Origin of the sequence: Providencia rustigianii (genome assembly GCF_900637755.1) — a bacterium.
In the GTDB taxonomy this organism is placed as follows: Bacteria; Pseudomonadota; Gammaproteobacteria; order Enterobacterales; family Enterobacteriaceae; genus Providencia; species Providencia rustigianii.
The window spans coordinates 1,407,005-1,419,073 of record NZ_LR134396.1 but is presented as its reverse complement, the minus strand read 5'-3'; the positions used below and the strand labels follow the sequence as shown (position 1 = coordinate 1,419,073).

The 12,069-nt window shown below is 39.5% G+C and carries 10 protein-coding genes; 8 read left to right on the top strand and 2 right to left on the bottom strand.

The annotated features are described in order from the left end of the window. Nucleotides 1-31 precede the first annotated feature (31 nt). The 6 genes from ttrR (at nt 32) to EL244_RS06305 (ending at nt 6,904) form a co-directional block, all read left to right on the top strand. Nucleotides 32-628, top strand: coding sequence for a tetrathionate respiration response regulator TtrR (gene ttrR / locus EL244_RS06330; protein ID WP_126459555.1), 597 nt, complete (start codon nt 32-34; stop codon nt 626-628). 68 nt (nt 629-696) lie between these two features. Then, a complete protein-coding gene (locus EL244_RS06325) occupies nt 697-1,644 on the top strand; it encodes a Kdo(2)-lipid IV(A) acyltransferase (protein ID WP_112836529.1) in 948 nt (315 codons plus the stop codon). 651 nt (nt 1,645-2,295) lie between these two features. Continuing rightward, complete coding sequence (gene mdtG, locus EL244_RS06320) at nt 2,296-3,519, top strand: multidrug efflux MFS transporter MdtG (RefSeq protein ID WP_126459552.1); 1,224 nt, start codon at nt 2,296-2,298, stop codon at nt 3,517-3,519. 378 nt (nt 3,520-3,897) lie between these two features. Continuing rightward, a complete protein-coding gene (locus EL244_RS06315) occupies nt 3,898-5,430 on the top strand; it encodes a peptide MFS transporter (RefSeq protein WP_006813516.1) in 1,533 nt (510 codons plus the stop codon). A 134-nt stretch (nt 5,431-5,564) separates the two neighbouring features. Beyond that, nucleotides 5,565-6,356 carry a PhzF family phenazine biosynthesis protein gene (locus EL244_RS06310; protein ID WP_126459550.1) on the top strand — a complete coding sequence of 264 codons (792 nt, stop codon included), beginning with the start codon at nt 5,565-5,567 and terminating at the stop codon, nt 6,354-6,356. A 140-nt stretch (nt 6,357-6,496) separates the two neighbouring features. Further along, nucleotides 6,497-6,904 (top strand): acyl-CoA thioesterase, encoded by a 408-nt coding sequence (locus tag EL244_RS06305; protein ID WP_006813518.1) that lies wholly within the window; start codon nt 6,497-6,499, stop codon nt 6,902-6,904. 105 nt (nt 6,905-7,009) lie between these two features. On the opposite strand, the gene EL244_RS06300 is transcribed toward EL244_RS06305, so the two are convergent. Beyond that, complete coding sequence (locus EL244_RS06300) at nt 7,010-8,338, bottom strand: SLC5/6 family protein (protein ID WP_006813519.1); 1,329 nt, start codon at nt 8,336-8,338, stop codon at nt 7,010-7,012. 858 nt (nt 8,339-9,196) lie between these two features. Between EL244_RS06300 and EL244_RS06295 the strand changes: the two genes are divergently transcribed. Both EL244_RS06295 and EL244_RS06290 read left to right on the top strand, forming a co-directional pair. Beyond that, nucleotides 9,197-9,679: a tetratricopeptide repeat protein gene (locus EL244_RS06295; protein WP_232004566.1), complete on the top strand. Its 483-nt coding sequence runs from the start codon at nt 9,197-9,199 to the stop codon at nt 9,677-9,679. Nucleotides 9,680-9,885: 206 nt separating this feature from the next. After that, nucleotides 9,886-10,323, top strand: coding sequence for a universal stress protein (locus EL244_RS06290; RefSeq protein WP_006813521.1), 438 nt, complete (start codon nt 9,886-9,888; stop codon nt 10,321-10,323). Between the two features lie 266 nt (nt 10,324-10,589). On the opposite strand, the gene agp is transcribed toward EL244_RS06290, so the two are convergent. Next, nucleotides 10,590-11,843: a bifunctional glucose-1-phosphatase/inositol phosphatase gene (gene agp, locus EL244_RS06285; protein WP_126459545.1), complete on the bottom strand. Its 1,254-nt coding sequence runs from the start codon at nt 11,841-11,843 to the stop codon at nt 10,590-10,592. Nucleotides 11,844-12,069: the final 226 nt, after the last annotated feature.

Below are 12,069 nucleotides of genomic sequence, written 5' to 3'. Positions count from 1 at the left end.
TGTATATTAAACAAGCCTCGAGGTATGGTTGATGCCCGTTATTCACCTTGTCGATGATGACACTGATGTCACTGATTCCTGTCAATTTTTACTCGAAACATTAGGCTATACTGTCACGGTATGGAATGACAGCGAACAATTCATCCACCATGCTCCTCTCCATGAGGAAGGCGTTGTATTGCTAGATATGCGGATGCCGAAATTAGATGGTCGTCAAATCCATCAATATCTCAAGGAACAACAAAGTACACTCGCTGTTATTTTTCTTTCTGGTCATGGGGATATTCCAATGGCCGTGGAGCAAGTCAAATTTGGTGCTATTGATTTCTTACAGAAACCCATTGATAGCCAACAACTTGCCCAAACCCTTGAACAAGCGCGTATACGCACCATTAAAGCCACTGAAGATTATTTAGTGAAACAGCGATATAACACTCTGACGCCTAAAGAAAGAGATGTTTGTCGCTATGTGCTTCAGGGATTGATCAACCGGGAATTTGCAGATGTTGCGTGTGTGTCTGTACGCACTGTAGAAGTTCATCGTTCCCGAGTGATGGAAAAAATGGCGGTCAGAAATCTTGCTGAATTGATGAGCACTTTGCAATCAGCTCAGTTATTCAATGAATAATTTGGTATAATTACCCTCAATAAGAGTTTATTTTCCTATTGAATACAACTAGGTAGAAATATAAAACAATGATACAAGCACCAAAATTTAACAAAAGCTTATTGCACCCTCGTTACTGGCTAATTTGGCTAGGCATTGGCATTTTATATGTTCTTGTTCTGCTGCCTTATCCCGTTATTTATTGGATCGGTATTCGTTTAGGGCGTTTTTCTAAACGATTCTTAAAAGAACGCGTACAAATCGCGGATCGTAATCTGCAATTATGCTTTCCGGATATGAGCTTGCAACAGCGCCAAGAATACATCGATAAGAACTTTGAATCTGTGGGTATGGGCGTTTTTGAAACAGCAATGGCCTGGTTCTGGCCTGATTGGCGTATCCGCCGTTGGTTCAAAATCATCGGATTAGAAAATATGCGTGCCGCTCAAGCTACAGGCCGTGGGGTCATTGTACTTGGCGTACATTTTTTGACCTTGGAGATTGCAGGACGTGCCTTTGGTATGCATAACCCAGGAATTGGTGTTTACCGTCCAAATGACAATAAGTTGATGGATTGGCTGCAAACCCGCGGGCGTTTGAAATCCAATAAATATATGATTGGTCGCCGCGATGTCAAAAGCATGATTAGGGTACTGACTGAAGGCGAAGTCCTCTGGTACGCACCTGATCATGATTATGGCCCACGAAATAGTTCATTTGTCCCCTTGTTTGCCGTAAAACACGCTGCAACCACCAATGGTTCTGCCATGTTAATCAAACACGGAAATGCTTTAGTCGTTCCATTTGCAGCCCATCGCTTACCTGATGGAAAAGGTTATGAATTACATATTCAACCCGCAATCGATGATTTCCCTGTTGATGATAATGTTGCAACCGCAGCAATGATGAACAAGGTCATTGAGCAAGAGATTTTACGTGCTCCTGAACAATATATGTGGCTCCACCGCCGGTTTAAAACTCGCCCTAAAGGGGAACCCTCTTTATATGGCGATTTAGATAAAATTCATCACCGTTAGGCTGTTACACGAAAATAAAGTAAAAATTCCCCCAAAATAATTCGTGTTGCAGCTAGGCGGCTAGCAAGATAAGACCTAGGAGCATACAAAAGTCTGTGACTAGGATTAGATTGTGCAGCCAACAACGCTGCAGCGCGAAGTCTCTACGGGTACTCCCAAAATAATTCGTGTTGCAGCTAGGCGGCTAGCAAGATAAGACCTAGGAGCATACAAAAGTATGTGACTAGGATTAGATTGTGCAGCCAACAACGCTGCGGCGCGAAGTATCAACGGAGCATTCCCAAAATAATTCGTGTTGCAGCTAGGCGGCTAGCAAGATAAGACCTAGGAGCATACAAAAGTCTGTGACTAGGATTAGATTGTGCAGCCAACAACGCTGCAGCGCGAAGTCTCTACGGGTACTCCCAAAATAATTCGTGTTGCAGCTAGGCGGCTAGCAAGATAAGACCTAGGAGCATACAAAAGTCTGTGACTAGGATTAGATTGTGCAGCCAACAACGCTGCGGCGCGAAGTCTCTACGGGTACTCCCAAAATAATTCGTGTTGCAGCTAGGCGGCTAGCAAGATAAGACCTAGGAGCATACAAAAGTATGTGACTAGGATTAGATTGTGCAGCCAACAACGCTGCGGCGCGAAGTATGAAGGGAGAGCATGAAAAAAAACACATATTGGATACGCAACCTATATGTCGTCTGGTTCGGCTGCTTTTTAACGGGTGCAGCCTTTAGCCTAATCATGCCGTTCCTTCCCCTTTATATCGAAGAGCTGGGCATTACTGACCACGCATCTCTTAGCCTGTGGACAGGTGCTGTTTTTAGTATCACTTTTTTATTCTCTGCCATTGCGGCGCCATTCTGGGGGCGTTTATCTGACCGTAAAGGCCGTAAGCTCATGCTATTACGCTCTGCACTCGGTATGGCGATTGTGATGGTTTTGATTGGTTTTGCCCAGAATATTTGGCAACTCCTAGCATTGCGCGCTTTGCTAGGTTTATTAGGCGGATTTGTCCCTAATGCCAATGCATTAATCGCCACCCAAGTTCCTGTCAATAAAAGTGGTTGGGCAATGGGGATATTGGCAACAGGTGCGGTAAGTGGTGCTCTTATCGGTCCTTTAATTGGTGGATTACTCGCTGACCAATATGGCTTGCGCCCTGTGTTTTTTATCACCGCCAGCGTATTGTTTATCTGCTTTTTCGTTACCCTATTCTATGTTCGCGAACGCTTTACCCCAGTATCTCGTAAAGATGCATTAACGGGAAAACAAGTATTTGCTTCATTACGTAATAAAAATCTCGTGATCAGCCTCTTTTTTACCACCATGATTATTCAGGCGTCGATTGGTTCAATCAATCCAGTACTCACTCTGTACGTTAGAGAGCTTGCCGAATCCCATGATAACCTTGCGCTTATTAGTGGGATCATTGCCTCAGTTCCTGGTGTCGCCGCACTGATTAGCGCGCCATTATTAGGGAAGTTAAGTGACCGAATAGGTCCAGACCGAGTATTACTCGCGGTACTGGCCGCCTCCATTTTTGTCCTATTTCCTATGGGATTGGTCAGTAACTACTGGGAATTAGGGGCATTACGTTTTGTACTCGGCGCTCTTAATGCGGCACTCTTGCCCGCAGTACAAATCTTAATTATTTATAATATATCCCACCAAGTCACTGGACGGATATTTAGTTATAACCAAGCTCTACGGGATGTAGGAAATGTAACCGGACCATTAATGGGGTCATTTGTTGCTGCAACCTATGGATTTAGAGCCGTATTTTTCTTTACGGCAGCCTTAGTTCTTTTCAATTTTATTTACTCTTGGATAGTCATAAAAAGGCAATCTGATGGGCTTAGAGCAACCTCATCTGAAGAGTAGCGATTAAGTATGATCCCCATGCATAAACATAACTTTTTATTATCTTTTAAACGAAAAGTTTATAACCCACAAAAGACTTTTATAACTCCATGTTTTTAATTAACTTAATCGATTCAGAAAACATTCTTTTAATGTCAATCAAAATCCGTTATCCTTCCCAATCTTATAGTAAGAAATGAGAGTTACATCGAATATTCATCTTAAAAGTAACTTTTTTACAATAAATTCATTCTGCTTATAAGCCATTTTATAATAATGTATGCCGAAAATATGTTTGCAACACTGCATTAACATATCAAAACAATAGTACTTGAGCTTTCTACTCTATGTACACAATCAGGCACAACCTCACAAGACAACATGTATTGGAGTTTACACATGAGTCATTCTGCGACTAAAACTAAAACCTTTTTCGGGCATCCTTACCCGCTAAGTTCGCTTTTCCTCACAGAAATGTGGGAACGTTTTTCTTTCTATGGCGTTCGTCCCCTTCTTATCCTGTTTATGAGCGCAGCCTTATTACAAGGCGGTATGGGGCTTCCGATTGATCAAGCCTCCGCTATTGTCGGTATCTTTGCTGGTGGTGTTTATATCACTTCATTACCGGGTGGCTGGTTAGCCGATAACTGGCTAGGCCAACGCCGCGCAGTTTGGTATGGCTCACTGATCATTGCATTCGGTCATTTATCCATCGCTTTATCTGCCGTATTTACTAATACCTTCTTCTTCGTTGGTTTATTACTGATTGTATTAGGTACAGGTCTGTTTAAAACCTGTATCACCGTGATGGTAGGAACTCTATATAAGAAAGAAGATACTCGTCGTGATGGCGGTTTCTCGCTGTTCTACATGGGTATCAATATGGGCTCATTTATTGCCCCATTAATTATTGGTCCACTCCATGAAAAATACGGCTGGCACTTAGGTTTCGGTTTAGGTGGCCTAGGTATGGTTATCGCCCTACTGATTTTCCGCTTCTATGCCATTCCACAAATGCGTCGTTATGATAAAGAAGTGGGTTTAGACTCCACATGGAATCACCCTACTGTACAGCGTAAAAATGTGGGTAAATGGGTAACACTTGCGTTGGCTGCACTGGCGGTTCTTGTCACGTTAATCACTAACGGAACCATCCCGTTCAACCCAACCGTCATAGCCAAAAGCTCGGCTTACATCATTTCAACGTGTGTGGGTATCTACTTTATCTTTATGTTCTTCTGCGCAGGTTTAAACAGTAGTGAGCGCTCCCGCTTACTGGCCTGTTTAATTCTATTAGTAGCAGCTGCTTTCTTCTGGTCCGCATTTGAGCAAAAACCAACCTCGTTCAATATCTTTGCCCGTGATTATACTGATCGTCAATGGGGTGATTTTGAAATCCCTACGATTTGGTTCCAGTCAATCAACGCCTTGTTTATCATTCTATTAGCACCAATCTTTAGCTGGTTCTGGCCTTCATTAGCCAAGCGCAATATGAATCCAAGCAGCATGACCAAATTCGTTATTGGTATTCTGTTCGCCGCGGGTGGTTTCGCTATTATGATGGTTGCTGCTAACCAAGTACTGGCAACTCAATCTGGTGTTTCTCCATTCTGGTTAGTGGGCAGTATCTTATTACTGACGTTAGGTGAGCTCTGCTTAAGCCCTATCGGATTGGCAACCATGACTTTACTCGCACCACAGAAAATGCGCGGTCAGGTTATGGGATTATGGTTCTGTGCAAGCGCACTTGGTAACTTAGCCGCGGGGATCATGGGCGGAAATATCCGTAAAGACCAATTAGATTCAATGCCTGATTTATTCTCTCACGTCTCTATTGCTCTTGTTATCTGTGCTATCGTGCTAGCCGCTCTGATTATCCCTGTCAGAAAAATGCTACAGAATGCAGATAAAAACGACGCTAAAGCGAAGTAATTAACGCAAAATTGCTCGGCTCAATAAGTGATTAAAAATTATTGAGCCGACACTCCTCTTGGTTTAAATTCCCGCTATACTCATCCTCAATTTTTATCAAACCTCACTCAAAGACCTAACAAGGATTTCTCACCATGAAAACGCTTTCTATTCCAATTTATTATGTCGATGCATTTACTGATAGGCTATTTCACGGTAATCCTGCTGCGGTGGTTTTATTGGATGAATGGCTTCCTGATGAAAGGTTAATTGCAATTGCTGCAGAAATTAACTTGCCAGAAACGGCTTTTTTGGTGGACGAGCATATTCGTTGGTTTACACCGGTTGTTGAAGTTAAGTTATGTGGACATGCGACCTTAGCCGCAGCATTTATTTTAAATAAATTCAGAGGGCACCCAACTAACCCCATCATATTTCAATCCCTATCCGGTGAGCTCACTGTTCATAAACATCAAGATAGTTTTACACTCGACTTCCCCATTTTAGAGAGCCAACATGTTGATTTGGTCGAGTATCCACAATTATCGACAATCCTGAATACACCTATTTCTGAATTGTGGATAGCCAAAGATCGCTATCTCTGCTTTGTCGACTCACCCGAACAAGTTCAAGATTGCCAACCTAATATGGCTCAACTTGCACAGCTTCCATTACCCGGCCTGACGATCACGGCCAAAAATCATGATGACCAAGCTGACTTTGTTTCTCGTTATTTTGCACCTGCAAAAGGGGTAAATGAGGATCCGGTGACAGGGACATCCCACTGTGCTATCGCACCAATTTGGGCTAAACGACTACAAAAAAATGCATTAATTGGTCACCAAATTTCTGCACGAGGTGGAAAAATAGACTGTCTGGTTGACCAAAGTCGCGTCAAATTGACGGGAAAAGCAACACTCTTTTTAGCCGGAACGATTCACGTTTGATTAATTACTGTATTTATTTGTGATCAAGATTACACTTATTCGCAACATTAATAATATGTGCATTAATGTTCCGGTAAGTAATTATTTTTACTGATTCAAGTTTTTAAATAGTGATAATTCAAAGAAAGTAAGGTTTAAATATGAGTTCTGACGTTGATGATGTCATCAAGCAAAAAATTGAACAATCTGTAACCCACGTATCTAAAGTTGTATTTCCAACCACCACAAACCACCACAGCACTTTATTTGGTGGGACTGCATTAGCATGGATGGATGAAGTTTCCTTTATTACTGCGACACGTTTTTGTCGTAAAAGACTCGTGACGGTTTCTACAGAAAAAATCAATTTTACGCATCCGATTCCATCAGGCACCATTGTTGAATTAGTGGGTGAAGTTATTCGAGTAGGCAGAACTAGCCTTACTGTTAATGTTTCTATCTTTTTAGAAGATATGTATGCCGAAGGGCGTGAAGAAGTGATTCACGGACAATTCAATTTTGTCGCTATCGATGATAATGGTAAACCAACCCCGTTATTTGAGCAGTAAAATTTTCCCCTCCATTTGCCTATAAAACTATCTAGTTAGGTAAAATAAAAATATGCGCCCAATTATCCAACATTGAGCGCATATTATCGTTTTATTTCTCACAAATTAGGCAAACGCTAAGAATGGCGAGATGCACAATAAAATTCCAGTGAAAATAATCAAATATAAAGAGATGCCTTTATATTTGTGTAACATTGGCACTTTATACACCAAGTAAGCGGGAATTAAACAACCAACCATACCAAAAATTGGGCTACAAATTGATGTAAAACTGAGAACGGGTGCGTTAAGAATAATCGCCCCCCAAGCCAGTAGCACGGCAAATACCATGATACCGTTTTTTACCCATGTCTCATTAATGCGCTCAACTGGCATCATGCGCTGAAGAATGTTCATCACAATCCCTTGAGTGGCTTCACGGAAGCCTAAGTAAACCCCAAAGAATGCCGTCATGACTGCAAAAATATTCAGCATTACGCTAACAACCGTAACCCATCCACCAGGGAAGAATTTTGCAGCGATAGCCAAAGCAGAAATATTCTGCTCATAAGCTTTCACTGCCTCTTCATGCCCCATTGCTAGCGTGAAGGAAACTGCATAGAAAAATACCGTGCAAAATAGAATAACAAACGCAATATTCATTGCTCGCAACGCTTTATAACGCGCAACTTCACGATTCACATTTTGGCTACGAAATGAAATAACCATTGGACTCAAGGTTTGAATAAACAAAATTGAGGTTAATGTAAAAGGCAGTGTAATAATTGCTTCCTTGAACAAGCGTCCAACCGGCGGTAACGACCCCGCATTATAAAGATGCCACATTCCGACCATGGAAATCCCCAGAGCCGCGACGACAAATAATTTGGTTAGAACCATAAAACTGGATAGTTTAAATAGTAACTTTTCCCCACGAGAAGAAATGGCAACCAAAATGCAAATTAAAACTAATCCATACCAAGGGCTATCCGATAATAATCCCTCAGTGACACCGAAAGTTTGAAAATAAGAGGCACTATCATTGGTAATTGCAGTGGAATAAACAAACATCCAAATCACTAGCATGACAAAATAAAGAGCCCCTAAAAGCATTCCCCAGTTTTTGCCTAAATACCCACTGATCACACTAGGGTAGTCTTTACATTCTGGAGACTCAGCCAGCGTATTAATAAATAGTCGCTGAAATAAATACATTGCAGGATAACCGACAACCGAAGAGAGCAAGAAAACCCACAGTCCCATTAGCCCGACCTGTACAGGAAGAAATACAATACCAGCCCCAATAGCCATACCGATACTCATGATCACCCAACCTACATCCGTACCATCAAACTTCGTTGCCACACGCCATTGTTCGTCAGTCATTCCTGCTCGTGATGCTGCGGTAGAGCCTTTTTTGTCGTTAAGATTATCTATCGTAGGAATCGTTGCCATAATTACTCACTTAATATTGTTGAACGCCTTAATGATAAAATTTATTGTTTTAGATGCGATTTAAGTGGTTATTTATTTCAATAACCTTAATTATTTGCAGGCTATTATCATGAAGTCATCATAGAGGAAATACAGGAGAAAGATTATCTCTTTATTAGCCTACAAAACCCCACATTTGGAGAATATTTTTCTATTAAAAGAGCATTAAGACGGAAATATCTCTATCCAACGACATAAATAACGCTTAGTAGGAGTTTACCTTTAATATATATGCAACTATTTGATTTATATTATATAAATAATTTAAATCTCTAAAAATCCTTATTAACAATTCCAACAATTGATTATTTATTTCGTGCTAAACATCACAAGAAAGCATAATTCCAAGTACAGTTATTACTAATAACTCTGTATTTTGTTCTAAAATTGTAAAATTTTGAAATTATTCACTACCTGTATTTTATATATAATATTTAATTCCCAAGTTTTTATCTAAAGGAAAGTCGATACCTATCCGATTAATCTAATTTATTGAAATTAAAATTGTTGTTATGTTATGTCGACAAAATTAGTATTTTTTATAACATCCATAAGATGTGTAACTCACTCAAATAGTTTGTATTTTTGGCAAGATATTGATATTTGCTCGATATGCCAGTAGAGTATCTTTATTCTTTAAGGGTTATAAAGAGTCATTAATTTTTCAGTTATGCTGTTTCGAGCTTATCTTGAAATAGGGATATTCATGACCAACTTAAGACGAAAAAAACCATGTTGCGGATAATCACATTTATATTTCTCTTTTTTTTCTCCATTAATTTAAGTCTTGCTGCTGTACCACCAGAAACGATTAAACTTGTGGAGCAACAAGCTCAAAAAGGTGATTTAAAAGCTCAAGTCATGTTGGGAATTGGCTATTATTTAGGAAATGAAATTAAGCAAGATTACCCTAAAGCAAAAAAATGGCTAACCATGGCAGCAAACAAAGGTAATGCAGATGCCCAGTTATTTTTGGGAGATATGTACCTTAATGGTAACGGGGTTGAAGCCAATTTTGAAACTGCCTATGGGTGGATTGAAAAGTCCGCCAGCAAAGGGAATGTTGAAGCCATGAATTATATGGGGCAATTTTACTATCAAGGTGTTGGTGTTAAACAAAACTATATTACCGCCTTTGAATGGTTCCAAAAAGCCGCTGAAAAAAAATTCCCTCCCGCTCAATATCAAGTTGGGAAAATGCTCCAAAATGGGGAAGGAACAGACTTTAATGAAAAGCTAGGTACTGAGTATATAGAAAAGGCCTGCAAGGGTGGACTAAAAGACGTTTGTTCGAAAAAATAATCCCTTTATTTTATTCTGATAAACGATAACTTCTGAGTATAAAGTTATCGTTTATACTTCACATATTCCCTTTTAAAATCATCAATAGCGTATTCTCGCTCACATCATTTGGCACGAAAATGCTCTACTATTAATTTATTAACAATCAATTTAAAAACTGATTGAAATGAACTAAACTTATAATATAAAAGAAAAAAGGAGAATTTATGTACAATACAATTTTAGTTCCTATTGATGTTACCGAAGACGCGCTCACTCAAATGTTAGTTCCTCATGTTAACGCGATGCAAAAAATGAATAATGCCACAGTGCATTTTCTTGCCGTTACAGCCCCTATTTCAAATTATCTACGCTATGGCGGCACCATTTTGCCAAGTGATTTTCCGGATGACCAAAAACAGATTGAAATTATCCTTAATGAATTAAACGAGAAAATTAAGTTATTTTCTGTTCCTGCGGATAAAGTGCAAGCAACGGCAACTATTGGCTCCGTTAAAGATGAAATTTTAGCCATGGCAGAAGACATTAAAGCAGATGTGATTCTTCTTGGCTCTCGTCGACCAAGTATGTCGACTTATTTACTTGGATCGAACGCAGCCTCTGTAGTTCGCTATGCTAAAACCAGTGTTTTCGTAGTGCGTTAATTTGTTTTTTTATTTTTCACAAAACAAAAAACTCATTTAACCTCTATGAGGTTTACCTTAAATGTTTGTTACACTAAAAGGTAAAACCATACAATTTATAACCCCTAATCACCAATTTTTAAGGTAAATTAGAGGCTCATAAACATTTTCGTGAATTTTCACACCCTGCTCTTCTGGGCAGGGTTTTTTACCCCTACTCAAACATAAAATAGCCCACATACAGTGAGCTATCTACTTTGAAGTTAAATTTTCAGCCTAAATAACGATTACTGACTCAGTGCTGATTTCATGACTTTTTCAAAATCTTCCCATGCACAATAACCATTTTTATCAATTGGGCAATTTTTCAGCTCGAGTGTGACATGCTTCGGCGGTGTTTCGAGTGATAAATAAGCCGTATCCCTCAACTGGTCAGAAGATTGATAAACATATTCAATTTTCACATAGTCTTTGGCGTCTTGTTTATCCGTCCAGCGTTGGAAGACTAACTTTCCGCCAATCGGTGTGTGTTCGTACTGCTCTGGTAGCTGATAAGGTTTAAAATCCATCGCTGAAAGTACAGAGGCAATATTAGAATCATGTCCGACTAACAGAATGAATTTAGCCGTCTCACCTTTATTGACTGAAACAAAGCCTTTATTCATATAATTTAATAGAGGATGGGCCACATTTTTAGCAATAATTTTTGGTGAAAATAACGTTTCTTGGTAACCATTTTTCAGGGTATTCAGCTTTTTCCATTTATCATCAGTATTCACTAAGCCCCAAGCAACATCTTGGCTTGGAAAACCTTCATAATATTGTAAGTCAATCGCATCAACCGCTGAATTCGCCATCTTCAATGGACCGCTCACTCCTGGCTCTTTATCTTCTTCAATAATAAAACTATTTTTAGGCGTCGCTAGATTGCACAGTTTCTCAGTAGTGCATTTTTTGGAATCTTTAATATTCAGCACGCTATCCAGTTCTTCATAGCCTGATTTTAAATTCAAACCTTTTAAATGCGCTTCCATCGCAGCAATCGCTTGCTTTTTAAATTCTGGAGAACCATTTGTCACAATCGGATTAAATACTGGATCCATCTTACCAATTTCGGGTTTGTGATGAATATTTACCTTACAACCGGGAAATGCGCCGACGCTAAAAAATTGTGCCGTTGCAATAGTCCGTTGCAGACTATTTGAATAAACATAAATATCATCACTACTGGTAGGACAAAGTTCATCTGCAAACAGTTTTTTACTGTCCAACCACTCCCTAAAATAATGGCCCATATAAACTTCTAACGCACCACCCTTGGTTGTTAAATAGCCACTTTGAGCATCCCATCCCGGCCACTTTTTATTCGTTATCTCACTCAAGATCCCCGTATTCACGATAGGAGTACGTAAATTATGGCGACTCAATACTAAAACTTGGTTTAACTCCATATTTTTAGCATTGTCGGTATTCGCCAATACAGGGGCCATCGGTGTTAATAATGCCGCCGATAAACAAACTGTTAGCATTTTAAATTTCATCAACCTACTCCTACCATTATTTATAGAGATATCGAATTTATAGAAATATTGAAAGAGTTATGAATAAGCTTCAATGTCCAACAAAGTATAGTGCTTATAAAAAATTCAGAAACATATCTTCTAATAATGAAGAAGTTATCTTTTTTTTCTGAGAGTAATATCCCAAAATTTTGCTAAAGCTAAATAGTCATCAAATATTGACATTATTCACTCATAAATTAAGATA

Bases quoted from the DNA above. Each gene is read 5' to 3' on its own strand.
- ttrR (WP_126459555.1), top strand. From the start codon at position 32: ATGCCCGTTATTCACCTTGTCGATGATGACACTGATGTCACTGATTCC.
- EL244_RS06325 (WP_112836529.1), top strand. From the start codon at position 697: ATGATACAAGCACCAAAATTTAACAAAAGCTTATTGCACCCTCGTTAC.
- mdtG (WP_126459552.1), top strand. From the start codon at position 2,296: ATGAAAAAAAACACATATTGGATACGCAACCTATATGTCGTCTGGTTC.
- EL244_RS06315 (WP_006813516.1), top strand. From the start codon at position 3,898: ATGAGTCATTCTGCGACTAAAACTAAAACCTTTTTCGGGCATCCTTAC.
- EL244_RS06310 (WP_126459550.1), top strand. From the start codon at position 5,565: ATGAAAACGCTTTCTATTCCAATTTATTATGTCGATGCATTTACTGAT.
- EL244_RS06305 (WP_006813518.1), top strand. From the start codon at position 6,497: ATGAGTTCTGACGTTGATGATGTCATCAAGCAAAAAATTGAACAATCT.
- EL244_RS06300 (WP_006813519.1), bottom strand. From the start codon at position 8,338: ATGGCAACGATTCCTACGATAGATAATCTTAACGACAAAAAAGGCTCT.
- EL244_RS06290 (WP_006813521.1), top strand. From the start codon at position 9,886: ATGTACAATACAATTTTAGTTCCTATTGATGTTACCGAAGACGCGCTC.
- agp (WP_126459545.1), bottom strand. From the start codon at position 11,843: ATGAAATTTAAAATGCTAACAGTTTGTTTATCGGCGGCATTATTAACA.